20 protein-coding genes are annotated in these 25,065 nt (G+C 37.8%); 3 read left to right on the forward strand and 17 right to left on the reverse strand.

Annotated elements, in window-relative coordinates; all coding sequences use genetic code 11:
• Nucleotides 1-76: 76 nt before the first annotated feature.
• Complete coding sequence (locus G466_RS0107445) at nt 77-1,633, reverse strand: hypothetical protein (RefSeq protein WP_026813100.1); 1,557 nt, start codon at nt 1,631-1,633, stop codon at nt 77-79.
• A gap of 260 nt (nt 1,634-1,893) precedes the next feature.
• Here G466_RS0107445 and G466_RS0107450 point away from each other — a divergent pair, with 260 nt between their 5' ends.
• Nucleotides 1,894-2,364: a hypothetical protein gene (locus G466_RS0107450; protein WP_026813101.1), complete on the forward strand. Its 471-nt coding sequence runs from the start codon at nt 1,894-1,896 to the stop codon at nt 2,362-2,364.
• A gap of 76 nt (nt 2,365-2,440) precedes the next feature.
• Here G466_RS0107450 and G466_RS0107455 read toward each other — a convergent pair whose 3' ends face one another.
• The 4 genes from G466_RS0107455 to G466_RS0107470 all read right to left on the reverse strand — a co-directional run bounded on the left by G466_RS0107455 (nt 2,441) and on the right by G466_RS0107470 (nt 6,633).
• Nucleotides 2,441-3,628: a M20 metallopeptidase family protein gene (locus tag G466_RS0107455; RefSeq protein WP_026813102.1), complete on the reverse strand. Its 1,188-nt coding sequence runs from the start codon at nt 3,626-3,628 to the stop codon at nt 2,441-2,443.
• A gap of 230 nt (nt 3,629-3,858) precedes the next feature.
• Nucleotides 3,859-4,863 (reverse strand): FAD:protein FMN transferase, encoded by a 1,005-nt coding sequence (locus G466_RS21600; protein ID WP_169720741.1) that lies wholly within the window; start codon nt 4,861-4,863, stop codon nt 3,859-3,861.
• A gap of 166 nt (nt 4,864-5,029) precedes the next feature.
• Complete coding sequence (locus G466_RS0107465; RefSeq protein ID WP_169720742.1) at nt 5,030-5,566, reverse strand: YceI family protein; 537 nt, start codon at nt 5,564-5,566, stop codon at nt 5,030-5,032.
• Between the two features lie 35 nt (nt 5,567-5,601).
• On the reverse strand, nt 5,602-6,633 hold the full coding sequence (locus tag G466_RS0107470; RefSeq protein ID WP_229797185.1) for a formylglycine-generating enzyme family protein: 1,032 nt from the start codon (nt 6,631-6,633) through the stop codon (nt 5,602-5,604).
• A 143-nt stretch (nt 6,634-6,776) separates the two neighbouring features.
• On the opposite strand from G466_RS0107470, the gene G466_RS0107475 reads away from it, so the two are divergent.
• On the forward strand, nt 6,777-9,494 hold the full coding sequence (locus tag G466_RS0107475) for a M16 family metallopeptidase (RefSeq protein WP_026813105.1): 2,718 nt from the start codon (nt 6,777-6,779) through the stop codon (nt 9,492-9,494).
• Nucleotides 9,495-9,571: 77 nt separating this feature from the next.
• On the opposite strand, the gene G466_RS0107480 is transcribed toward G466_RS0107475, so the two are convergent.
• The 3 genes from G466_RS0107480 to G466_RS0107490 form a co-directional block, all read right to left on the reverse strand.
• Nucleotides 9,572-9,751: a CPXCG motif-containing cysteine-rich protein gene (locus tag G466_RS0107480; RefSeq protein WP_026813106.1), complete on the reverse strand. Its 180-nt coding sequence runs from the start codon at nt 9,749-9,751 to the stop codon at nt 9,572-9,574.
• Between the two features lie 114 nt (nt 9,752-9,865).
• Nucleotides 9,866-10,771: a leucine-rich repeat domain-containing protein gene (locus G466_RS0107485; protein ID WP_026813107.1), complete on the reverse strand. Its 906-nt coding sequence runs from the start codon at nt 10,769-10,771 to the stop codon at nt 9,866-9,868.
• A 397-nt stretch (nt 10,772-11,168) separates the two neighbouring features.
• The gene (locus G466_RS0107490; RefSeq protein WP_026813108.1) at nt 11,169-13,085 is read right to left on the reverse strand and encodes an ABC-F family ATP-binding cassette domain-containing protein; all 1,917 of its coding nucleotides are present in this window, start codon (nt 13,083-13,085) and stop codon (nt 11,169-11,171) included.
• A 64-nt stretch (nt 13,086-13,149) separates the two neighbouring features.
• Between G466_RS0107490 and G466_RS0107495 the strand changes: the two genes are divergently transcribed.
• On the forward strand, nt 13,150-13,539 hold the full coding sequence (locus tag G466_RS0107495; protein ID WP_026813109.1) for a DUF983 domain-containing protein: 390 nt from the start codon (nt 13,150-13,152) through the stop codon (nt 13,537-13,539).
• Here G466_RS0107495 and G466_RS0107500 read toward each other — a convergent pair.
• The 9 genes from G466_RS0107500 to G466_RS0107540 form a co-directional block, all read right to left on the reverse strand.
• Nucleotides 13,536-14,582, reverse strand: a complete 1,047-nt coding sequence (locus G466_RS0107500; RefSeq protein ID WP_026813110.1) for an NAD(P)/FAD-dependent oxidoreductase — start codon at nt 14,580-14,582, stop codon at nt 13,536-13,538. The two genes, G466_RS0107495 and G466_RS0107500, sit on opposite strands and share 4 nt — an antisense overlap.
• Nucleotides 14,583-14,718: 136 nt before the next feature.
• Nucleotides 14,719-15,621 carry a type IX secretion system ring subunit PorN/GldN gene (gene porN / locus G466_RS0107505; protein WP_026813111.1) on the reverse strand — a complete coding sequence of 301 codons (903 nt, stop codon included), beginning with the start codon at nt 15,619-15,621 and terminating at the stop codon, nt 14,719-14,721.
• Nucleotides 15,622-15,732: 111 nt separating this feature from the next.
• On the reverse strand, nt 15,733-17,301 hold the full coding sequence (gene porM, locus G466_RS0107510) for a type IX secretion system motor protein PorM/GldM (RefSeq protein ID WP_026813112.1): 1,569 nt from the start codon (nt 17,299-17,301) through the stop codon (nt 15,733-15,735).
• A 57-nt stretch (nt 17,302-17,358) separates the two neighbouring features.
• Nucleotides 17,359-18,015 (reverse strand): type IX secretion system motor protein PorL/GldL, encoded by a 657-nt coding sequence (gene porL, locus G466_RS0107515; protein ID WP_026813113.1) that lies wholly within the window; start codon nt 18,013-18,015, stop codon nt 17,359-17,361.
• An 87-nt stretch (nt 18,016-18,102) separates the two neighbouring features.
• Nucleotides 18,103-19,461 carry a T9SS ring complex lipoprotein PorK/GldK gene (porK, locus tag G466_RS0107520; RefSeq protein WP_026813114.1) on the reverse strand — a complete coding sequence of 453 codons (1,359 nt, stop codon included), beginning with the start codon at nt 19,459-19,461 and terminating at the stop codon, nt 18,103-18,105.
• Between the two features lie 115 nt (nt 19,462-19,576).
• Nucleotides 19,577-20,734, reverse strand: coding sequence for a formimidoylglutamase (locus tag G466_RS0107525; RefSeq protein WP_026813115.1), 1,158 nt, complete (start codon nt 20,732-20,734; stop codon nt 19,577-19,579).
• A 1-nt stretch (nt 20,735) separates the two neighbouring features.
• Complete coding sequence (gene topA, locus G466_RS0107530; RefSeq protein WP_026813116.1) at nt 20,736-23,243, reverse strand: type I DNA topoisomerase; 2,508 nt, start codon at nt 23,241-23,243, stop codon at nt 20,736-20,738.
• Between the two features lie 122 nt (nt 23,244-23,365).
• A complete protein-coding gene (locus G466_RS23070) occupies nt 23,366-23,776 on the reverse strand; it encodes a hypothetical protein (protein WP_157373830.1) in 411 nt (136 codons plus the stop codon).
• Between the two features lie 6 nt (nt 23,777-23,782).
• A complete protein-coding gene (locus tag G466_RS0107540) occupies nt 23,783-25,030 on the reverse strand; it encodes an LVIVD repeat-containing protein (RefSeq protein WP_026813117.1) in 1,248 nt (415 codons plus the stop codon).
• Nucleotides 25,031-25,065: the final 35 nt, after the last annotated feature.

Here is a 25,065-nt window from a genome sequence, read left to right on the forward strand (position 1 = left end):
AAAGGTAAGCTAATCGCTTATTTCTAATAGGCGATTTCCAGTTTAATATTAACTCAATTAAAACGATATTAATAGCTCACTCTTTTTTTCCATTTCCTGTAAGTGTGCTTAACACACCTTCTTTAATATTTAGCCATAAATAATTGAAGAAGGACTTACTGGTATCCCGTTCTGCATATATAGTTCCATATCTATATCCTTGTGGGTCCGCTCGCGAGCCATCACTGGTAAATATATTGCCAAAAGCTGTCAATAACTTATTCACTCCTCTCCTGTTTTTCTGCAGTACTACAAAACCAAAATCCTGATATTTCATCTTTATTTCCCCACTTGAACTTACCGCATCTCCACTAAAAGTAAAAAAAAGTTCATTTACCATCCCGTTTGCTTCTGCTCTCAAATTAGATTTTAAAAAAGGATTGATGCTTTCAGAATTAAAATCCTGTAACTTTCCAGTAACCAAAAAAGCATCATTCTCCTTTTGCACATCAAAACTCCAATCTAAGTGAAGAGGAGCACTATCCATAAACAAGGTGCTAATCACAATACTTGTTCCCCCACCTTTTTCGTTTGTATTTGTAATTTCCTTTATATCTGCATTTAAATCCGTAAATACAATCTCTCCTGGCTTCACATCCTCCGCTACCTGCTCTGCATATGAAATATAACCATCCTTAATCTGTAAGGACGCTAAATCCAAGTTAAACGGTAATTCCCTTAGCATTCGGCTATATAATTTCTTATGATCTAAATCATCGTTAACTAGCTTATCCCGATATATTTTCAAATTTGGGCCACTAACTGCCCCTTGGCTAATTTGTAGAAAGAACTGAGCACTATTAAATCCAAACTTCAAATCAGAAAATAATATTTCGGGAATTTTAAGATCCACGTGATCTCTTTCTTTCGTCAATACCCTAGACAATTCCTTTTTGTTATATTTAGACTTTAAAGACACCTCCTTTAAAAGCAGCTCATTTTCTCCCAAATCTAAGGTAGCTATGTTAAGTGTTTCGTAGGGACCAAGATCCACAAATACCGTACTGGATCTTAATTCCATGTCTTCATATCCAAATGGAATCTTATTTGTTAGGGTTTCAGCACTTATTACCACATGGTTTAGAGATAAATCAAAAGAAGCGACCTCAAGTTTTCTAATTTCCAAATTATCATTCATCTGGACATATTGTCCCTCACGAATAGTAAAGCTGTCTATTGTTAATTTATGGTCCCAAGTTACCTCCTCAGTTTCATCGGTTCTTTTACTGGGAATAAACTGAGAAGGAAAATGGCTTATATCGGGCTTAAATAGCTCCAGATGACGGATAGCAACTTCCTTTTTGAAAAACAAATTAAAGTACCCTATACCACTTACATTTAAACTCTCCAACTCCATTGAAGTATGCATCAATAACGTATCCGGACTATACAGTTCCAACTTAACTTTATTTAAACTAACTGAGCCCATCAGTACGTTCACAGATAACTCGTCATACTTTAAATGAATATGCCCGGGCAACTGATTGCCCAATACATTGGACAATTTGGACTTTACAGTAAGTTGAACGACTAACAATCCCACCAATAGTAAAATTGGGATAAGAGTAATTCCAATCAATTTTCTTTTAGACATGAGCAAAGAAAGATATTAAACTTGCTATTACCAGATGTAAGCTAAGTTCCTATAAAAATTGGTATAAAATATCAGAAAACAAAGCATTAAAAAAATTACTTTACCCTATATAATAGTTATGCTTTTGAGATATAAATATATCGGATAAAATACCTTTATTCTCATGTTTTTACTAATTTTGGCTCCTAGTTTTAAGGCCATAAAATATAAATTTAAGTCCTATAGCTATAATAAACTAAAACCATTAAACACGATTAAAAATGAAGAAACTATTAGGTTTACTTACCGTTGCACTTTTAATGACAATAAGTGCTCAATCGCAATCTATTTCCAAAAATGCCCTAGGGTTAAGATTAGGGGATAATGACGGATTTGGAGGGGAGATTTCCTACCAACGATATCTAAAAGAAAGCAATAGACTGGAGTTTGATCTTGGATGGAGAAGCTCAAATGACATAGATGCCTTTAAACTAGTAGGTCTTTACCAATGGGTAATGCCAATAGATGGAGGATTCCATTGGTACGTAGGTGCTGGCGCAGGCTTGGGACAATATGATTCTAAAAATTCGAATGGTACTTTTGCACTTATCGCTGGAGATATAGGTATTGAATACGACTTTGATTTCCCACTGCTATTATCTTTGGATATTAGACCAGAACTAGGATTTAATGACAAATACTCCGATGATCTTGATATGGATATCGCCTTAGGTATTAGGTATCAGTTCTAAAGGACTTACGTCATATCTTATCATAAAAAGGTATTGGGAAAATGTCCCAATACCTTTTTTTGTTACCACCACTTCCTTATTGCTCCAGTGCTTCTATAGATAACCAAGCCATTAATCCTCCTCCTGTTTCCAAGGCCACTTCGTCTATATTAAAAGTAGCTGTATGCAAGCCTGAAGTAATTCCCTTTTCTTTATTCCCTACTCCAAGAAGATAAAAACACGCGGGATTCATTTGAGAATAATAGGCAAAATCTTCTGCCGCCATCCACAGATCTAAATCCACCACATTTTCTCCTCCTAAAAATGCAATAGCACTATTTTTCATAGCATTGGTCAACCTCACATCATTATTCAGATGCGGGTATCCTTTAGGAATATTCACATAACACTCCCCTCCCATTCCATCTGCAATAGCTTTAGCCAATTTAGTAAGTTTTTCTATCGCCAGAGCTCTCCAGTTCTCATCATAGGTCCTAAACGTCCCTTCAATAGTTACACGATCCGGAATTATATTGTTCGCTCCGTCTCCAATAATTCTGCCAAAAGATAGCACACTAGGCATTTTTGGTGATGCCATTCTGCTAACCAGTTGTTGGGAAGCTACAATTATATGCGAAGCAATAAGAATGGGGTCTATACATTCTTCTGGCACTGCGGCATGTCCGCCCTTCCCAATTACCGTGAGATAAATCTCATCCATACTAGCCATAAATTGCCCCGATCTAAAGCCTACCTTCCCAGCTGGTAGTTTGGGCATTACATGTTGCCCCAAATGAGGCACTGTGCCTAATTTCTGGTAAGCTTTCTCTTTCATAACCAAAGTAGCCCCACCTGGCATCAATTCTTCCCCTGGTTGAAACAATAATTTTACGGTGCCGGTAAATTCACTTCTAAGCTGAAAAAGAATTCTGGCGGTTAGCAATAAGGAGCTCATATGCACATCATGACCACAAGCGTGCATTACTCCGGCAATACTAGAAGCATAGTCCACTTGATTCTCCTCTTGTATGGGTAGGGCATCCATATCTGCCCTTAAAAGAACAGTTTTGCCCTTTTCCCGACCATGAAGGGTTGCTAATAACCCCGTTTCTGCCACTGAAACAATATCGGCAATTCCAATTTTAAGGAGTTCTTTTCTTATTAAAATAGAAGTATTAATTTCTTTAAAAGAAAGCTCTGGATGTTGGTGAATAACTCTTCTTACTCCAACATATTCTGCACTAAATTGTTTTGCCAATTCTATGATCCTCTCTTTTAAATTCATAATATTTCTTATTATAGATTGATTATATGGATCCTATAATGATATTCTTGTCTAAGCATACGCCTTTTATTACACTAAAGTAACTTTCTATAAGGCATAAGATCCTCTTTTGAGCAAGGGAAATTGGATTTTCACTTCCTTTCGGAAGAAAAGAACAGAAGAATCCTGGCTACATGATTCTTTGAACGCTCCTTTCCATTTCTAGTCATACCACACTAGACCAAAATATTTCAGTCCATTACGATATAATCCAAAAATCCAGCAGTATTCCACTTCTGATAAGCCTCCGGAATATCTGCTACCAAAATTGCCTCTAGGCCTGGAGTAGTCTTAAGAAGATATTTGCTTTTTTCTATACCAAGCACACTAAGGGCAGATGCATAAGCATCTGCCATAGTACCATTTGGAGCAATAGTAGTAACTTGAATATTATTGGTAATTGCCCTACCTGTTTTTGGATCTACGATATGTGAATAGCGATTGCCATCTATATTAAAATACTGATATAGATCTCCAGAGGTTGCTACCGCCTGATTTTTAAGTTTAAGCTTGGTGAACACTTCGTTATTCTTAGAATCGTAATAGCTGAACCCCAAGATCCAGTATGCTTTATTAGGTGGCGCATCACTTACGGTTATATCCCCTCCCATATCTACTAAGGCCGACCTTACACCTAGTTTCTTCAATAATGCTATTGCTTCATCTGCTGCATATCCTTTCCCTATTCCTCCAAGGTCTAATTGCATCCCAGCAGTTGATAAGTTCACTACGGATTTGGGCAATATTCTTATTTTCTCAAATCCTGATCTATTCTTGGCTGCTTCAATTTCCTGTTCAGTTGGCACTACGCCATTCTTTCTCGCATTTCTCCAAAGGGTGATAACAGGCCCCATGCTTACATCAAAAGCACCATCGGTTTTACGGCTAATTGCTTCGGATAATTTTAATATGTTGTACAAATCTCCGCTTACCTCTACATTCGCATTCTTTTTTTCTACAAGCCTATTTATCTCACTGTGAGGTAGATAATCACTCAGAATTAAATTAAGTTCGTCTATTCTATCAAAAATAACTTGTGCAACTCTATCTGAATCTAAACTATCTGGAGAATAAAAAACCAGCCTTATTTGGGTACCCATTTGTTGATGGGTATAAGAAACCCTTTTCTGGGCATTAACGCTATAGATAGCCGTTAGCAATAGTAATGATAGAAGGAAAGGGTTAGTTATTTTCATATCGTGCAATTCAGTACATAAAGCGTTCATATCGATTCTCCCTATACCCAAAAAATTGAAGCATTAAACTGGGAAATCAAAACACCTTTCTTCATAGCACACTAGGCCCAAGCTACTTATATAAAGAAATTAAGAAATACTCTTAAAAGAGATCTTGGTCAATTTTCTATTCCTTTACAAAAACTAAGTTGTAGTTAACGGTAACCTCATCCCCAACTACTATCTGACCAAACATGGCAGTAGGTGGCTCCATGCCAAAGTCCTTTAAGGTAATAGTGTAATTACCCTTTAATCGATAGCTATTATCCTGATCGCTGACCTCTGACGGAAGTTCCACCTCTTGTTCCACCCCAGCAATAGTTAACTTGCCATTAATAACATGCCCGTCCGTATTGGTAAGGTTTTGAAATTTAAAAATGATCTTCGGATGTTGTTTCGCTTTAAGGGCCTCGTGCATTTTTTTATTCATTGCGGCACCGCGTTCACTTTTTATTTCGGAGGCGTCTACCTGTAAACCAATATTAACAATATTCTCACCATAAGTTAAAGTACCCTGCATAGAACTGGCCGTAACGGTCCAATCATGAAGTGTAGACGTCCCTGTAATAGTAAGCTCACTGTCTTGTGAAAGCTTGTATTTATCTTGAGAAAAGCCCGCAAAGGCCACAAACAATAAAATTAATAAAGATAACTTCGTTTTCATATCAATAAAATATTTTAATTCACCCATTCCAATTACTACTCGTCCAATACGGTTTGCCAAAACTGAGCTTGCTCTTCCGTATTGGGCTGCACCTTTGGACTTACCACCCTAAATCCAATAAAGTTGGAGTCGGTATTCCACCAAAAACTCTTTGGAATCTGGGGATCTCTTTTCTGTAATTTTAAGCTAGATGCTACTCTTGCAGATGATCTAAGCACATCGGCATCATCGTCCCAAGATCCTCCTCTGGCCACCCTAGGATGGATAACCGTAGGTTGTACCCATGGGTTCTTAGGATCCGTGATAGCGTAGGCATTCTCCTTATACTCATCCAAGGTCCACTCCGCTACATTCCCGTGCATATCATATAATCCCCATGGGTTGGGTAATTTGGTCCCTACCTTTGCATATTGATTGTTGGCATTTTTATAATAAACCGCATAATCGTCAATTTTAGAAACATCATCGCCAAAAGAATAAGCGGTATCAGTCCCTGCCTTGGCGGCATATTCCCATTCCGCTTCCGTAGGCAATCTATAGAATTTCCCTGTAACCGAACTTAGCCATTTACAAAAAACCAATGCCGAATAGGCGGACATGCTGATCGCTGGATATCCGCTTTTTCCCATTCCATAAGAGGGATCTTCATAAGGAGGACTAGGCCTTGTAATTGCATCTATAACATCCAATTTACTCACTTCCAGATCTTTGAACAACTCTTGGTTTTGCTTAAAAAACAATTCAAAAACATCCCATGTAACCTCGTACTTGCCCATATAAAAAGCATCTAGGGCTACCTCTTTCCTTGGTCCTTCATCAGCTTTTCTATTAGCTTCAGATTCTGGACTTCCCATCATAAACTTCCCTTCTGGAATTAACACCATCTCAAAAGTTAAATCTGTAGCGGGAATTTCTTCCACATAAGATTCCTTAACAAAATCCTTAACGTTAGATTCGGAAACTGAAGGGGCAGTAGATTTACAGGATCCTAAGGCAAGCAACATAAAAACGGAGAAAAAAATTCGGTATAAAGCCATTTTAAATTGCGGGTTGGAAAAATTGTGCATTATATAGTTGACATTTAGTTTATGCGATAAAAATATTACTAATTATCCAATAAGACGAACACTACAAGCAAAATTCTAATATTGCAGAGGTGAATTCTTACAGAAAATAATTGTATTATTGAGTAGAAACAAAACCACACGATATGAAAAACAGAATATTGAACCTCTTTTTAATAGGTCTACTTATATGTGCTTACAGCTCGTATGGGCAAATAAAAAAAGTGACCTCTGTTGAGGGCATTACTGAATTTAAAATGGATAATGGACTTAAGGTATTATTATTTCCAGATAATTCTGCCCAAACTATTACGGTAAACATCACTTATTTGGTAGGCTCTAGACACGAAGGCTACGGAGAAAAAGGTATGGCGCATTTATTAGAGCACATGGTTTTTAAAGGCACCCCTAACCATCCAGACATCCCAAAGGAATTAAGCGCACGTGGCGCAAGACCAAATGGCACCACTTGGTACGATCGCACCAATTATTTTGAAACCTTTAATGCCACAGAAGACAATTTAGATTGGGCATTGGATTTGGAAGCAGACAGAATGGTAAACTCCTATATTGCCAAAAAAGATTTAGAAAGCGAATTTAGCGTAGTCCGGAACGAATTTGAAAGCGGTGAGAACAATCCCGTGGGAGTACTTATGGAAAAAGTAATCAGTGCCGCATTCCTGTGGCACAATTATGGAAATTCTACAATAGGAAACCGATCGGATATTGAGCGGGTCCCTATAGAAAATCTAAAAGCGTTTTATAAAAACTATTATAGACCGGACAATGCCGTACTTATGGTTACCGGTAAATTTGATGAGGATAAAACCTTAGCCCTAATAGAGAAAAAGTTTGGGAAGATTCAAAAGCCTAGCACTCCATTAAGGGATTCTTATACTGAAGAACCCGCCCAAGATGGGGAGAAAATAGTAAGTCTTAGTAGAATAGGGGACTTACAAGTGGTTTCAGCAATGTATCATACCCCAGCAGGATCACATGAAGATTATGCAGCAATGGCCATAGTTGAAAATATACTAACAGATGAGCCAGCGGGAAGACTTTATAAAAACCTTATAGAAACACAAAAAGCATCTTCTCTTTGGTCCTTTTCCCCCTTTACTAAAGAACCGGGCTTCCTCTACATAAATGTAGATGTTCCATCCACAAAAAGTATGGAACAAGTAGAAAGTGAGCTCAAAGACACTATGGATGCTATAAAAGCAAATCCTATAACTCAAGAAGAATTAGACAGGGCAAAGTCCAACCTACTAAAACAGATAGACCAAATCTTTAGAAACTCCTCATTTTTAGGCACTTATATGAGTGAATTTATTGGAGCGGGCGACTGGCGCTTGGCTTTTATACATAGAGACAGGATAGAAGCAATGACATTGGATGAGGTGAACCAAGTAGCTACCACGTATTTAATCCCTACCAATAGGACTATTGGTAGATTTATCCCTACCAAACAACCAGAAAGAGTATCTATTGAACACACGAAAGATTTGGATGCCCTAGTCGCTAACTATAAAGGAAAAGAAGATATGGGTATGGGCGAAGCTTTTGACGTCGCCTATGATGCCATATCGGAAAGACTAGAGACGGGTCAATTATCCAATGGTATTGACTATGGCATCATTAAGAAAAAAAATAGGGGAAAAACGGTACTTCTCAATTTTAGTATGAGAAATGGGAATGAGGAATCCCTTTTTAATAAAGGAATAATACCTTCCTACACCGCAAGAATGCTAGACAAGGGTACCCAAACCAAAACAAGACAACAAATTGCTGATGAACTCAGCAAATTACAGTCATCTGTAGGTTTTAGGGCCAGTAATGGCAATATCTATGCCTATGTAAACTCTACCGAAGAAAATCTTATGGCTTCTTTGGAGTTAATGGCAGATATGCTAAAAAATCCGTCATTTAACCCGGCGGAATTGGAAAAATTAAAAACTGAACATTTGGCCATGTTAGAGAGCAACAAGACTGAACCACAGTTCCTAGCTTCCAAAAGATTATCACAAATAAATAATCGATATTCTAAAGGGCATCCACTTTATGCCATGACTATAGCTGAAGAAGAAGCCGCTATAAAAACTTTATCAATAGATGACCTTAATGCTTTTCACAAATCATTTTATGGTTTGGGCAAAGCTATTTTGGTTAGTATTGGAGATATGCAGCCTTCTCAAGTAACGTCTTTTATGGAAAAGGAATTCGCTGATTTTAAGAGCGACCATCCTTATGCAAGACTAAAAGATCCCTATTCCGAATCCCAACCCATAAGCGAAGATATCCTGACGCCAGACAAGCAAAATGCTATGACCCTAGGGAATCTTAATATTAAAATTAGTCAGGATAATGAAGATTATGCTGCATTGAGTATTGGCTCCACAATTTTGGGAGGTGGTTTCTTAAATTCTAGGATTGCTGAAAGGTTGCGTCAGAAGGATGGGGTTAGCTATGGAGCAGGAGCCGGATTTCAGGTAGATTTTGACAGTGAAGATCAAAATTCTTCCATGTACCTATATGCTATTTATGCACCTACCAATTACGAAAAAGTACAGCTAGGATTTAAAGAAGAGTTAGATCGCTTTATAAAAGATGGAATAACCGAAGACGAATTAAAAAATGCTGTAAATGGTTGGATCCAAGAAGAAAATGTTTCTAGAGCTAAAGATGGAGAACTGGCCGGCTTAATCAATAACAACATATTCTATAATCGAAGTATGGACTTCCAAAAGAGTTTAGAAGAGAAAGTGAAAAACTTAACTGTCGAAGAAGTCAACAAAGCAATTAGGACTTATATTAAGCCTTATAAAAAATGGACAGTAGTAAATGCCGGAGATTATAAAAAATAATTTTCCATATATCCTAAAAACAGCCTAAAACAAAAACTTTTAGGCTGTTTTTTTTATTGATCACTGGCTAGTTCTTGTTAATCCATACCTGTTGCATCGAACCCAATAAGTTCTCCATCATCAAACACAGGACTCACAGAAATAGGATTACAACAGACTTCACAGTCTTCCACATACGTCTGATCGTTAATAGATGGATCTAGTAACATGGAGATTCCTTCCCAACAATAAGGACATTGAAAAAAGTGTTCGTACATAATTCCATCTTATTAACGCCTTGTAAAAATAGTAATACTTAAAGTAACTTCACAAAAAAGGGGTGACAAACAGCACCCCCTAACTATAATTAACCAACTTCCAATCAATCTTCGCTATTCATCAATATCGTCTTCAAATTTTGTATCCACCATTCTCAACTGGTCTACATCAAACTCCTTAAACTGTTTCTCCTCTTTATCCTTATCATAATCGAACACCAAAAATTGACTGGCATCCATTCTCTCTAATCCATCAAAGGAATATATTTTATTATTCTGAATCTGGAGCACTTGTAAACTTGCCAATTGTCCAAATTCTACAGGAATTGCACCACCCAATTCATTATTGGCGAGAATCAGCTCTTTTAATCTCCCCAAATTACCCAACTCCCAAGGGATAGACCCATCCAACCTATTTTCAAATAGTCCAAGCTGTTCCAAATTGGAGAGTTTGCCCAAAGACGGAGGAATTCTGCCAGAAAGTTTATTACTCGACAAATTGAGGTCTTTTAATTTTTGAAGGTTGCCAAGGCTCTCGGGTAAGTGCCCGGATAAAAAATTATTAAAAGCAACAAACTTCTCTAATGCTTCCATTTCTCCAATCTTGGACGGAATTCCACCATCCAATCGGTTCATTTCTAACTGCAATGTTTCTAATGCTGTAAGTTTGGTAATACTTTCTGGAATAGGGCCAGCAATGGTATTGAAAGCGAGGTTTAATTGTTCTAGGTGATTAAGATCTCCTATGGAATGGGGCAAACTCCCCTCCAAATTATTCATAAAAAGATTGATCGCTACAACATGACCATTTCTCACACTAATCCCATGCCAATTGACAACCTCCTCATCTAAATTCCATTTTGTATTCCAATTGTGCCCTCCAGTACTCTCGTATAATGCCAAAAGAACCTCTTTTTCTTGATTGGACACCTGCGCATTAAGCCCAGTAATAGAGCAAAAACAACATCCTATTAGCAGTAGTGTGTATTTAATTCCTAATTTGCGGGCTAGATTTTTCATATTCCTGTTGTTCTTCTAATTCTGACTAAAACCATTATAGCCAATGAATTACATACAAACCAAGTGTATTAATCGACTACTCGCAAAAATAATCGTTAAAGGACATTGATGAAGCCTCAGTTTGTTGTGAAAACCGCTATATGTGTGGTGAAATGATTTCTCTATTTAAAGTAAAAGTGATTTGCAGCGAAGATCTAAAGTTGCTCTTGACTAAAAAAGGTCCCATGATCGCATAGTTTTCATCAACACATACGATTACGAAGACCTCTTATAAATAATTTTTACTATCAATTATACTCTGCCAAAATTCCTAAGGAAGATAGATTTAAAATTAACCAAATGCTATTAACTTACTTCGAGAAGGCGGCTATTGTGCATCGATAAAGCGACATTTAAATTATACTTGAAACGCCTCCAATGCCATGCTAAGTTCCTCCCAGTCTTGCATCAATTTTTCCAGGTCCCTTTTTTTCTTTTGATAAGATTCAAAAAAATTAGGCTTGGCTATGGCAGCGTCATAATTCTCCAACAACTCTTTATCAATTGCAGCAATCTTCCTTTCTAAATTAGAAATCTCACTCTCGGTATTACTCAATTTATTTTTCAGGGATTTTAATTTCTTTTGATCCTCTACATTAACTGGGACTGATTTCAATTTTTCCTTTTTTTTGACAGGGGCTTCTTTTTTCTCTATCGCCCTAAAATCAGCCACTTTCCGCTCCTCCAAATAATAATCGATATCGCCCAAATACTCTCTTATATTCCCGTCCTTAAACTCGTACACTTTATTGGTAAGCCCCTGAAGAAAATCTCGGTCATGACTGACCAAGATTAAAGTGCCATCAAAATTCTGCAAGGCTTGCTTTAAAACGTTCTTAGACTTTATATCCAAGTGGTTGGTAGGTTCATCCATTACAAGGACATTAAACGGCTGTAATAACATCTTTGCCAATGCCAAGCGGTTTCGCTCCCCTCCAGACAGCACCTTCACATATTTCTCCACTTCATCACCTCTAAACAAAAAAGACCCCAAAATATCCCTTACCTTACTTCTATTGGTTTCATTTGCAGCATCGATCATGGTATCTAGGATAGTTTTATTCCCATCCAGATATTCTGCCTGGTTTTGCGCAAAGTATCCAATCTGCACATTATGACCCAATTTTAAATGCCCAGTATGGTCCAGATCCCCTACTATTATCTTTGCTAAAGTGGATTTCCCTTGACCATTCTGACCCACAAATGCCGTTTTACTATCCCTTTCTATCAACAGGTCTATGTCTTGCAAAACATGGTTGTCCCCATAGCTCTTACTAAGCCCTTCCATTTCTACCACAACTTTCCCAGGAGTAACGGAAACTTGAAACCGAAGGTTCATTACACTATTATCGTCCTCATCTACCTCTATTCGCTCCATTCTATCCAGCTTTTTGATCAAGGATTGCGCCATGGAGGCTTTAGTAGATTTTGCTCTAAACTTTTCTATAAGGCGTTCTGCCTGCTGAATCTCTTTCTCCTGGTTTTTTTGGGCATTTAATTGCTGCTGCATCATCTCGGCCCTTAACACCAAGTATTGTGAATAGGGCTTATTGTAGTCATATATTCTCCCTAAAGAAATTTCAATAGTCCGGTTGGTAACATTGTCTAGGAACATTTTATCGTGGGAAACAATCATTACTGCTCCAGAATAACTTTTCAAGAAGTTTTCTAACCATATTATAGATTCAATATCCAAATGGTTGGTAGGCTCATCCAGTAGCAAAACATCATTACTTTGTAACAGCAATTTCGCCAGTTCTATTCTCATTCGCCATCCACCGGAAAATGTCTCTGTCTTTTTATTGAAATCTTCACGTTTAAAACCAAGGCCTAACAGTACTTTTTCCGTTTCGCCCTCATAGTTATAACCGCCCAAAATTTCAAAATGATGCGTAACGTCGTTTAGGTCTACGATGAGCTGACTATAACTTTTAGATTCATAATCTGTACGTTCTGCCAATTGATGATTAATCTCATCCAATTTTAATTCCAACTCCTTGATCTCTACAAATGCCTGATAAGATTCTTCCATTACAGTTCTCCCCTGTTCAAAATCGATATCTTGACGTAGAAAGCCCATTTTAAGATCCTTATCCGCTGCTATCGTCCCCGAATCCACAGGCATATCTTTGGAAAGAATTTTTAAAAGGGTAGACTTCCCAGCTCCGTTTTTACCGATAAGCCCTACTCTATCCCCAGAATTCAATCGGAAAGATATTTCTTCAAATAAATATTCCCCTCCAAAAGAGACGGAGAGGTTATGGATATTCAGCATAATTTGTGATGATTTTCAGAATGAAATAATATACAAAATTGTATGTTCGCATAAACTTTTGCAAATGTTAAAAAAAGGAACCAAACTCTATAGTATTTTAACAGGAACTTGTCCTAAATGCCATCAAGAGAGCATGTATAAGGATAAAAACCCCTATAATATGTTAAACATTTTTAAAATGCACGAAAAGTGCTCTCATTGCGGTACCAAATATAAAATTGAACCCTCATTCTTTTTTGGAGCCATGTATGTAAGTTATGGTGTAGGTGTAGCTTTTGGGGTTGCCGCCTTTGTAATTGCATTTCTAATGTTCAAAACAACATTGCTAAACACATTTTATGCTATTACCTTGACACTAGTTGTATTTATGCCTATTATTATTAGGGTATCCAGAAATATTTGGATCAACTTTTTTGTGCATTACGATCCCAACGCCGCTAAGAAAAAACCTTAACTCTTATTGGCAAAACGAGAAATATCTATTTCCTTTTCCAAAGGACTGTTAGTCTCCACAAGATCATAAAGTTGTTGGGCTGCAGTTGGTGCCAACATTACCCCCCTAGAACCAAAACCATTTAAAGAATACAGGCGAGGATGTTGAGGGTGTCTCCCTATTAACGGCTTCCTATCTTTAACCGTAGGACGAATGCCCGCGACATGATCTACCACTTCATAAGGACACTTAAGAAAAGTATTCAATTTTTTTTGCAGTTCTTCCTTCGCAGCATCGCTTGGCATATTGGTTTTATCCTCCCTATTATAAGTAGCACCTACCCTATAGAGATCACCTTCCTTTGGAATTATAAATACGGAAGATTTAATCACATTTGTCTCTTGTAACAATGGCGCCTTAATCGTTAACAGCTCTCCTTTGGTCCCGTTAAGCGGCAAATAGTTAAAGTAGGGGTTCTCTTTTAAGCCAAACCCAGTAGCAAATACAATTTGCTTGGCATTAATGGATTTATACTCCACATGGGAATCAAAGATCCTAAGCTCTTCAAAATCAAATCTTTCCGATAGCAACAATTTTTTACTCAGCAGATTTGCCGCATAGGTTTTCACTAAAACGGCAGTATCTAACCTACCTGTGCCTAATACTTCGCCATATCCGTAGGGAGCATCGATTTGATTGTTAATATTAAATTTTAGATCTGGGGAAAGAAAGGGTTTTAAGTTGGGTTTATCAGCAGCTTCAAACCAAATGTTTTGCTCTTCAATAGATGTAAACCTCCTTAGCACAGGGACCTTATGCAACAACTTATGGTTTAATTTCAGCTCTATATCCCTATAAAATGGGATAGCACGTTCCATCTGCTCCTTGGCATTCCACGCTAGGGTAAAACGTTTTAAAATTACTGGATTGTACAAGCCACCAGCCACCACCGAAGAAATCTGGGATGTATCGCTTATTGCAATAAACGATTTTTTATTTTTCTGAAGGACTTCACAAAAGGAAATGCCTGCGAGCCCCATGCCCACCACTAAGTAATCTACCATGCTGTAAAAGTAGAGAAGGAATTTTAATTGTGTATCATAATAAAGTGGAATTTATGCATAATGTGGATTCAAAACAAAAGTGCCACAACTTGCGATGTGGCACTTAATTAGATGTATGAATTGGATGTGTTTTAAGCTAGTAAGCCCACATGTCTTGCTCTCTGTCCCGTATAACCTCTTTTATACGTTTGGCTTCGAGTAATTGAAACAGGGCATTATCAGTGATATAATCTTTGATCTCACGATCACCGTGCACATTATCCTCCTTGTAAATAGTAGCATTGAATCTTCTTGCGTTCAATAGCATATCAAAAGAAATAGGTTGTGCAGAATTGCGTTGATTAAACACCTTTGCTTCGTGAAGTATTTGCCTAGCACTAGGGTACCATACCCAGAACAAAGGTACTTTTGCGTCGGCCGGATCCATAGACTCGTCGTCTATAAAGTTAACGTCCGGCGCTACAGGGGCTATTCCTAACAACCTGTATTTAAGCTCCCCTTGTCTTTTATCGAAATACCAGATTCCTTTTATAAGGTATTCCTCTAAATCTGCTGCCACAAGGCTTCTATTGTTAATATATTCAGGGGAAATAGGCTCTCCTGCGTTTAATTGTTGGTATCCAAGATCCAACGTATCACTTTTTTTCAAGGTAGCCTCTAAATCACTAAACTCTCTTTTTTCAGTAAAATAAGAATCAACATAAATATCCGTAAGTCGACCATTTTTAATGTTTTTAATTAAAACATCGTAAAGGGATCTTCTATCCGGTCCTATATCTATGGTATCCAATGGATAGTAAAGCGGAAAGTTAACTCGTTCATCTAGGTCAATTACCTCCCATACTGTTTTGGACCATAGGATATCCCTATCATCCACATAACCATAGGGCAAAGGAGCATCATTATCCTGCTCCTTTTGTGCTTCTGTTTTAAGTCCTATCTCCTCTGGCTTCTTAGCATTAAGGATATTTGCTTGTGCGTAAATAGATAGGGGCAACAGCGTTACAGCTCCAATTAACAAAACATTTTTCCAATTCATCTAATTTAAATTTATTGTATTAAAACTTAGTCTTACCTTACGGCAACTATTTATTACCAATGACAGAAGACTGGGTTAAGGCCATCTGCCATGGTAAATTTCAGTAATATATTAATTTGTTATCTCCACAACAACTGGAGAAACTTTTGGAAGCTTATAGCTTTTGTTATTCGTAATATAAGCCTCTATGTCAAATATCTGAACAGCATCTCCACGACTTGCTCTGTTAAGGGCAGATTTAGCTCTACTATCCAATTTATTTCCATTCACACTAACTGTTGGCTGTCCTGGAACTTTAAATTTAAAGCCACTTACAGCAATATTTAAATCAAAATCGAAATCTTCCAATAGGGCACCTACTGTTGAAATCTCTAAATTTTGTTTTCCCATTTTTGCACTTCCGGTTTCTCCTCTAATGGATCCTGAAGGCCTAGGAATATCCTTAATTCTAAACTCCGAAGAAGTTTTAATCATTTGCCCATCTGGCAATTTACCCGAAGCTGTAATAGATACTGTTCTTCCAGTCCCTGGATTCATTATATACTTACTCCCACTTTGCTTGGAAAGTCCAGGTGCAGAAGCACTTACGTTATTATCTGGAATACCAGGAATAGAGATCGTAATCGGGTTAGAAACCCCACGATATACCACGTTCATCTTATCTGCAGAAATTACGGCTGCATTAGGCTTTGTAATGGTAGCAAATGTAGAGGATACTGGCACTTCTGTACGCTCTCCATCCTGTATAAATACCAAATTACCTTCTATCTTATGGTCACCGGCACTTCCAGCACTTATTGTTAACCTTACTTTACCATCTTCTATAACGTAATCCGTTCCTTCATTTAATTTTCTTCCGTCCAAGGTCAGGTTTACTTCATTAGGCTTGGTACTAGCATCCTTACGTCCCAATACAATATTTCCAGCAAATTTTTCACCGGCGTAAAAGGCCGATTTTTCTTGCTCCAACAATGTGGTATAGTTGGTCATAGAAACTTCGCTGCTTAATTGTCCTTGCAACATAGCTTTTAAAGCATCCTCTTCGGTAGATTTAATATCTGCCTGAAGGGCTGTTAATTTAGTATAGGAAGCTATTAGGGGATAACCTTCAAAGTTGTAGCTTAACCAATCTTGTTTGGTTCCATCACGCTTTTCTACCATTCCATTTTCATCACCAGTTTCAAATCTGGTTTGTACTGAAGATTTTACCGCCGCTAGTTCTTCGGGCATAACTGCAGAAATCTGGGTACGATAGTCTACCAATTTATCCAAGAATTCTTTTCCTTCTGCACTAATCTTTCCTCCTTTAAAGAAACGCTGATCCAAATAATCGGTCATATCCATTACTTGATAATCCTGCGGATCCTTAACATTGGACATCATATCCTGCTTCAAGCCCTCCAAATAAGCAAAATACTCTTCGGATAATTGCTTTATTTTCTTTGCATCTGCCAAAAGCGGTCCAAATTTCTCATTGTTTTCTGACGCTTTTGTTTCTAGTCCACTTAGGAAAGCTAGGTTATTTTCCGTGGTCTTAACGTTAGAAGCTTCTAACTTTTCGTTCATAAGACCGAAAGCCGATAGAACTTCTTTTCCCATATTAAGGGCCAACATCGCGATGAAGATCAAATACATTAAGTTGATCATCTTCTGACGTGGTGTTTCTTTTCCTCCTGCCATTTTCTAATTAGTTTTTATTATTAATTGATTTGGGGTTGGTCATCTTAAGATAACTAATTAGTTTCTATTCATTGCAGACAACATTCCTCCGTATACTCCATTTAAAGAAGAAAGGTTTGTGGCCAATGATTGCATCTGCTCTTTTAAAGCACTAGAGTTTTGAACTACTTCCTCATTAATAGAAGCTTGTCTGCTTGCGCTTTCCAATTGAACCTTATATAGGCTGTTTAAAGATTCCATTTGAGCTGCTGCCTGCACCATCTCATCAGAATATTTTCTAGTAGATTCCATAGCATCTACAGTAGGAGCGATACCTTTAGCGGCACCTTCAAAATTCTTGATACTAGAACCAAGACTTTGCATAAGGTTAGCGTCTACTCCAGCTTCTTTCAAAAGCTCATCTAATTTCCTGGACAAGGATACTTCAGCTTCCTTAACCTCGTTTTCAACTACTGCGTTAGATTTTCTAGAAACCTCACCACCGTTCAATTCAGGATACACTAAAGACCAATCCACGTCGTCATCTACAGGTTCGAAGGCACTAATTGCGAAGATCAAAGCTTCCGTTATAAGACCAACTGCCAAGAGTAACCCCCCTGTTAATGGACCAAATTGCCAGTGAAGAATTTTAAATAATGCTCCTATAATAACTATAGACGCTCCAAGGCCATAGGCCATTTGAAATAATTTTTTTGTTGATTTTGATTGTGCCATAATTCTAGATTTAGTTTAATAAAATTAATAATAAGTATTTGGTTTTGGTTATTGTATTACGAGTGCAAAATGACTCATTAAGTGTTATTATCTTGTTGAATCTTCTTCTCCCATATAATCTTGCACGGTTCTAAAACCGATATAGCTACGTGCAGAGTCTTGGTATTCGTAATCCCTTGTACTCACCTGTAAAAAGTAAGCCACATCTTTCCAAGATCCACCACGGATTACTTTTCGGTTGTTATTACTCGTTCCCGCATTAGGGTTCATGGTAGAAACATACTCATAAGAATTGGGGTCATAGCTACTATTGGTCCATTCGGAAACGTTACCAGCCATATTATATAAATTGTAATCGTTTGGCTCAAAGGATTTTGCTTCCACAGTATAAAGCGCCTGATCTGCTGCGTAATCTCCTCGCTGAGGCTTAAAGTTGGCCATAAAGCAACCCGTGTCACTTATAACGTATGGACCACCCCATGGGTAAGTTCCTCCTTCAATTCCACCTCTTGCCGCATATTCCCATTCTGCTTCAGTAGGTAACCTAAAACGGTTTACAAATTGTTTGCCCCTACTTTTTTGATCATCATTCTTATATTTGGTCCTCCAGTTACAGAAAGCCTGTGCCTGTTTCCAAGTTACCCCTACTACCGGATATTCACTGTATGCATCGTGCCAAAAATAATCATTGTGCATTGGCTCATTATAAGAATAGGAGAAATCCCTTATCCACACGGTAGTATCCGGATAAATTTCTAGCTCTTCTTGTTTTATAAAGTCTGTTCTACTCCCTTTTTTGGCTCTGGCTGCCGCCTCAATATCCATCCAGGTATACTTGTACTTTAATTTAGTAACATCTATATGCCGTTGCCCATTGTATGATTCTTCCTGAGATATATACATGGAGTCTACCATAATTTCAGCGTAATATTCATCGGGATATTTAGAAGTATCCCAAATTAATTTTGGCCTCTTGTTCAGTGCCCTTCCCTCGTAACCAGTTTCACCCAGCCCGGAATATCTGTCAAGCATATATTTATCATACACAGAAGCCCTGGTGGTATCGGCATCATTAAATGCATATTCCCCAATGCCTCCATCTTCAGGACCTAATCCTAGCTCATCTGCTAAAATTGCCAATTTGGTCCTTGTAACGGAATCTTTCACCCATTCTACAAACTGCCGATATTCACTGTTGGTTATCTCAGTATCATCCATATAGAACGACCTTACCGTAACCGTTTTTGCTGGCGCATTGAGAATCTTTGCTTGATCTTCCTCAGTTTTTCCCATAGTAAAAGCACCTCTTGGAATTAACACCATTCCATGTGGCTTTTCTGGATACCATTTTTTCCCTTTAGCTCCTACAAGTTCTCCTTTTGTTCCGGACCCACAACTTGAGAGTAAAAAAACAAATGCTATAGATGACAACAATAGCTTCTTCATACGTTTGGTTAAATTTCGATTATCATTATAAATACAAACACGAGTATTATTCTCTAAAACTACATTTTAAATATTTTATTGTATAAAACTTTCCTTATACACCAAAATATTTAACTCAATTAAAGCCTTTTTTATATGCTTTAAACCACCTTTCGGGGATATTTTGATCACATGCCTCTAAATAATCAAGTTCCGTGCAAGGTAACAACGCTACTGAATTTGTTTTAGTATGCGCTGTTAATATTGATGGAACCTCTACCCACCATCTTTCGGTAAGATGACTTTTATAAAAGATGAGTGACTCATTATCTGTTGGGACAGTATATTTAGTAAAATCATTACTATCGCTATCTGGGGTTTCTTGTATCCTAAAATTAAGCCCTTCTATAAAATACCAGATTAACTGGGATATGAGCTGAAAGGATTGGTTGTTGTTCTCACATTCATAAATTCCAAACAACGACACATTATCACTTATTCCGGCATATCGAGCAATTGTGCAGATTTCCCTACCAGTAAACCCGTTTGGAGAAAAACTATCAAAAGATCCCATCTCCGAAGCTCTAATAGCACGAGCGTCCAAACTTACCATATGGGCATTTCTAAGCACAGGCTCTGCCAAAGCCATATTGCTAATCAATTGGCCCAACCGGTAATAATCAAAGAACAATCGCTCCATAAGATCTATTTCCTCTTGCGTATTAAAATAACTCTGATACCCAATATTCGAAAAATTAAAAAGATTATTGGGCTTATCGGTTATAATTTTGCTCATATAGGAGTGCGTGGAAATCTGATCCTCATCCAATCCAAAATCAAATCTACTGTCTATGGACACTAAATTAACCATATTTTTGAGTCCATCAAAAGCTCTATAAGTAGGGTATGTAATATCTTGGGAAGCTCCTATTACAATAGGGATGATATCTTGAGCTATTAACTCCGCCACAACCCCTTTCACCACAAAATAAGTATCTTCTACCGTGTTTCCAGGATTTACATCCCCCAAATCTACGATATTGGTATTCCAATTCCCTCTCATTAGACTATAGAGCTGAATCCTAATCCCTGATAGATCCAAGACCTCCTTAGGTTCTCCAAAGGCATTCCTAGTCTCGTTTACACCTAATAGTGCCACATTGGCCTTGGTCAATTCTGGAAGACCCTCCTTATCTGTATGTTTAAAAATTTGCTTCCCCAAAGATTGGGAAGGCAACATCTCACACTGGTCCAATACCTCTTCCTTAATAGGTACTAAAAAACTGAAAACCATATTATTTCTTAGTCTTAGGCTTGGCTTTGGCTTTTGCTTTGGCCTTGGTTTTTTTCTTAGGTGTTTTTTTGTCGATAAGCGCCATGGCTTCTTCCAAGGTTATCTTAGTAGGATCTACATCCTTAGAAATCTCTACCTTCACCTTACCTTTTATAATAGAATGCCTACCCCATCTAGCCTTTTCGATACGGATGCCCTCTTCTGGCCATTCCTGTATCAATTTATCGATCTCCTTTTGCTTTTTCACCTCTATTAGCTCCTCAATATCTGCTTTGGTAAGATTGTCGTAATCATACTTCTTGCTAACATTGATGAATATTCCGTCCCATTTTATAAATGGTCCAAATCTACCAACACCTTTGGTCACTTCTTTTTCTTCGTACATGGCAATAGGAGCATCTGCTTTTTGTTTCTCCAAAATAAGCTCTTTAGCTCTATCCATAGTAATATCCATGGCATTTTCACCCTTAGCCATAGAGATATATGTTTTTCCAAATTTCACATACGGCCCAAACCTACCCACATTGGCCTCTACTTCCTCCCCTTCATAAACTCCCAGTTTTCTAGGAAGTTTAAATAAGTCCATAGCTTGCTCATAGGTGATGCTATTTAAGGATTGATCTGGCTGAAGACTAGCAAACAAAGGTTTCTCTTCATCATCTACCGTTCCTACCTGGACCATTGGCCCAAATCTACCCAGCCTAACGGATACTTGTCGCCCAGTTTTTGGATCTGTTCCCAAAATACGCTCGCCACTTGCCCTATCTGCATTTTCTTCTACATCTATCACCTTTGGATGAAAATCGCTGTAGAAATTCTTCATCACCTTTTGCCAATCCTCATTCCCTGAAGCTATCTCATCAAATTCCTCCTCTACCTTGGCGGTAAAATTATAGTCCAAAATTGACTCAAAATGACTAACTAGGAAATCGGTCACGATCATCCCAATATCGGTTGGCACCATTTTGCCTTTGTCCGACCCTACATTTTCGGTCAGCTCTTTGGTAGCAATTTTATCGGACTTAAATCGCAATTGCACATATTTACGTTCCGTGCCTTCAATATTACCTTTTTCTATATAACCCCTATTTTGAATTGTAGAGATAGTAGGTGCATAGGTAGATGGTCGTCCAATTCCCAATTCCTCCAATTTCTTCACCAAGGAGGCTTCGGTAAATCTATATGGCGCCCTTGTAAATCGCTCTGTGGCAGCTATATATCTATTCTCCAATTGCTCCCCTTCTTTCATAGCGGGAAGCATCCCTTCTTGTTCTTCTGCAATATCTTCTTCATCTATCCCCTCTAGGTACACCTTTAAGAAGCCATCAAATTTTATTACCTCCCCATTGGCCGTAAATTCCTCTTTATGGGTATTGGCCTTTATTTTCACATTGGTTCGCTCCAATTGCGCATCGCTCATTTGGGACGCCAGCGTACGTTTCCATATAAGTTCATATAATTTAGCCTGATCTCTTTCTAGGGAAGGCGACTGATTGGTCATTTCCGTAGGTCTAATAGCCTCATGCGCTTCCTGTGCTCCCTTGGACTTACCTGTAAAGTTTCTCACCTTACTGTATTCCTTTCCATAATTACTTATTATGGCATCTTTGGCAGCATCTATCGCTTCCTTGGAGAGGTTAACACTATCGGTTCTCATATAGGTTATTAACCCTGCTTCATATAAGCGCTGTGCCACTTGCATGGTTTTAGAAACCGAAAAATACAGTTTACGCGAGGCTTCCTGTTGTAGCGTAGAAGTAGTAAATGGCGCTGCCGGAGACTTTTTTGCTGGTTTCTTCTCAAGGCTAGCGACCGAAAAAGCTGCTCCTATATTTTGTTTTAAGAATTTTTCTGCGCCTTCTTTACTAGCATAAGTTTTATTTAGCTTAGCAGTTACTATACTACCTTCATTAGTTATAAACTCGGCCGATATCCTAAATGCTGCTTCGGGAACAAAAGCTTCTATTGCTCTTTCCCTTTCCACTATCAACCTTACGGCAACAGACTGCACTCTACCTGCAGATAGTCCCGGCTTAATCTTTTTCCATAACACTGGAGATAGTTCGTAGCCTACTAACCGATCTAAAACTCTTCTTGCCTGTTGGGCATTAACCAAATTATAATTGATTTCCCTAGGGTTTTCAATTGCTTTTTGGATAGCCGACTTGGTAATGGAGTTAAAAACAATCCGCTTCGTTTTATTTTTATCTAATTTTAATTCCTCTGACAAATGCCAGGAAATAGCCTCACCCTCTCGGTCCTCATCACTAGCTAACCATATAATTTCTGCTTTATTGGCCAAATCCTTTAATTTTTTGACCACCGCTTTTTTCTCCTTATCTACAATGTATTTAGGAACAAAACCATTCTCTACATCCACACCCAATTCTTTGGAAGGCAAATCGGCAATATGCCCAAAACTAGAGGCTACCTTAAAGTCCTTTCCTAAAAATTTCTCAATAGTCTTTGCCTTAGCAGGAGACTCAACAATTACTAAATTCTTTGCCATTAACACGTTTTTGGTGAAACAAAAGTAACTGATTTTTTTAATTTGATGCCATCGCATTCTTATATGACAAAAAAATCACCTGTCAAAAACAGGTGATTTCATCAAATTTATGCCTTCAGAAATTAATATTTAGAGCTATTGGAATATAAAAATACCGGTTTATTTTTATCGCACATTATTCCGGTAGGCTTAGCAACCATAGCACAGTCCGAAACCAATCCATTCCTTACATTAAATTCTGCCATACCTTTATTATACTCCTCTACCTTTGCAAGAAAAAGAGTCGTATCTATTTTAGTGGAATATGAAATATAGGAATTTGGACCTCCACATGGCTTGGCCCCGAAAGCCGTAAAGCGCCATAAACTGCTATTATCACAAACTTGACTATCTGCCATTTCCTGTATTTCCATGTATAAATTCTCCAACTCGGTTTTATCCAAGACCTTTATATCGTCATTTGAACAAGATCCTGTCAAGAAAAAGAAAATTATAGAAAGCAGCATATATTTTGAAGAAAGAAAGTACATCATATATAATTAGTTTAAATTTAAGGTACTCAATAATTCTATATTCCCGTCCAGATATAAATACTGATTAATTACCCCATCCCCAACCATTAACAATCGCTCTTCTTGTGGGATCACATCTAAGGGGTTTATGTCTTTAAAATGATTTAACAGCACAAGATCCTCTACATTGGTTTTATCATATACCTTCAAACCAGAGATCCCGTCACAAACAAATATCATTTCACCCCTTACCCCCAACCCATAAGGACCGTCCATTGGGTAGGTCTTCACTAAGGTGGGCGATACAATATCCGAGATATCTACAATAAATAATCCGCTTTCCGTAGCGCCACAGAAATTACCTCCCCTTAGGGTAACATAAGCATAATCCCCATCTACCACCACTGGGTCACAGGCAGTACCATGAGAGAATTCAGAAATAAATTTGGGTACTGCAGGGGTAGAGATATCATAAATATACATCCCTCGCCTACTTCCTAAAAACAACTGATCCCCTCTATTAAAAATAGTCTCTATATCAAATCCGGCAAAAACATTTTCCAGATCTTTAGGATTAGCAAGATCCTCAATATTAAATACATTAATGGAATGGCTATCTACCGCATAAAAATAATCATCTACTATACTAAACCTAGCTAGGGATCCTCCCTTCCCGATAGTGGATTGCGACTGGGAGGCATTACTTAATGCAAAATCGAACTCCATGGAAAACTCTTGGTTCACTTCTTCTATAGGACGCCTTTCCCTCACAGTTTTCCAACCCACTACAATCTCGGTGCTATAGTCTATATTCTTCCATTCAAAAATATCTGCATCCAGGGGGAAGATAATATTGTCCCGCAAAACATTTTCTAGTCTGTTCACTGTTTTAATGCTGTGTATATTGGAGATATCCAGAACCAAAAGATCCATTATACTATCGGCAAAAAGATAATTGTCCTTAATGGAAATATCTATATTTCCTGGGATTTTTATAAATGCGATTTTTTTTGGACTCTTAGGTTCACTATTATCTATCACATGCACGCCTTTAAATTGGTCATTTATAAATATATAATCCCCATAAACATAAATCTTCCCCGATTTCTCCATGGGCATTGGCGCTACAACGGCGATATCCCCTTTAAAATCGGACATGCTCATTTTTATTGGTTTAGCAACCAAATACGTTGCATATTGACTATCGTCCAGATCATTACAGGAACCTAAGCCAAGAATAGCCACAACTACAAACAAAATAAATACATTTTTCATAATAATTAGGTTTAGTTAGTTTAGCGGTTTATTAC

The organism is Arenibacter certesii DSM 19833 (genome assembly GCF_000429545.1).
GTDB lineage: Bacteria > Bacteroidota > Bacteroidia > Flavobacteriales > Flavobacteriaceae > Arenibacter > Arenibacter certesii.

Excerpts from the sequence above, each read along its gene's own strand:
- G466_RS0107500 (WP_026813110.1), bottom strand. The coding sequence starts at position 14,582 with ATGGTAGATTACTTAGTGGTGGGCATGGGGCTCGCAGGCATTTCCTTT.
- G466_RS0107480 (WP_026813106.1), bottom strand. The coding sequence starts at position 9,751 with ATGTACGAACACTTTTTTCAATGTCCTTATTGTTGGGAAGGAATCTCC.
- G466_RS0107470 (WP_229797185.1), bottom strand. The coding sequence starts at position 6,633 with ATGCACAATTTTTCCAACCCGCAATTTAAAATGGCTTTATACCGAATT.
- porM (WP_026813112.1), bottom strand. The coding sequence starts at position 17,301 with ATGGCAGGAGGAAAAGAAACACCACGTCAGAAGATGATCAACTTAATG.
- porK (WP_026813114.1), bottom strand. The coding sequence starts at position 19,461 with ATGAAGAAGCTATTGTTGTCATCTATAGCATTTGTTTTTTTACTCTCA.
- G466_RS0107445 (WP_026813100.1), bottom strand. The coding sequence starts at position 1,633 with ATGTCTAAAAGAAAATTGATTGGAATTACTCTTATCCCAATTTTACTA.
- porN (WP_026813111.1), bottom strand. The coding sequence starts at position 15,621 with ATGAATTGGAAAAATGTTTTGTTAATTGGAGCTGTAACGCTGTTGCCC.
- G466_RS0107485 (WP_026813107.1), bottom strand. The coding sequence starts at position 10,771 with ATGAAAAATCTAGCCCGCAAATTAGGAATTAAATACACACTACTGCTA.
- G466_RS0107450 (WP_026813101.1), top strand. The coding sequence starts at position 1,894 with ATGAAGAAACTATTAGGTTTACTTACCGTTGCACTTTTAATGACAATA.
- G466_RS0107495 (WP_026813109.1), top strand. The coding sequence starts at position 13,150 with ATGTTAAAAAAAGGAACCAAACTCTATAGTATTTTAACAGGAACTTGT.
- G466_RS0107465 (WP_169720742.1), bottom strand. The coding sequence starts at position 5,566 with ATGAAAACGAAGTTATCTTTATTAATTTTATTGTTTGTGGCCTTTGCG.
- porL (WP_026813113.1), bottom strand. The coding sequence starts at position 18,015 with ATGGCACAATCAAAATCAACAAAAAAATTATTTCAAATGGCCTATGGC.
- G466_RS23070 (WP_157373830.1), bottom strand. The coding sequence starts at position 23,776 with ATGATGTACTTTCTTTCTTCAAAATATATGCTGCTTTCTATAATTTTC.
- G466_RS21600 (WP_169720741.1), bottom strand. The coding sequence starts at position 4,863 with ATGAAAATAACTAACCCTTTCCTTCTATCATTACTATTGCTAACGGCT.
- G466_RS0107455 (WP_026813102.1), bottom strand. The coding sequence starts at position 3,628 with ATGAATTTAAAAGAGAGGATCATAGAATTGGCAAAACAATTTAGTGCA.
- topA (WP_026813116.1), bottom strand. The coding sequence starts at position 23,243 with ATGGCAAAGAATTTAGTAATTGTTGAGTCTCCTGCTAAGGCAAAGACT.
- G466_RS0107525 (WP_026813115.1), bottom strand. The coding sequence starts at position 20,734 with ATGGTTTTCAGTTTTTTAGTACCTATTAAGGAAGAGGTATTGGACCAG.
- G466_RS0107540 (WP_026813117.1), bottom strand. The coding sequence starts at position 25,030 with ATGAAAAATGTATTTATTTTGTTTGTAGTTGTGGCTATTCTTGGCTTA.
- G466_RS0107475 (WP_026813105.1), top strand. The coding sequence starts at position 6,777 with ATGAAAAACAGAATATTGAACCTCTTTTTAATAGGTCTACTTATATGT.
- G466_RS0107490 (WP_026813108.1), bottom strand. The coding sequence starts at position 13,085 with ATGCTGAATATCCATAACCTCTCCGTCTCTTTTGGAGGGGAATATTTA.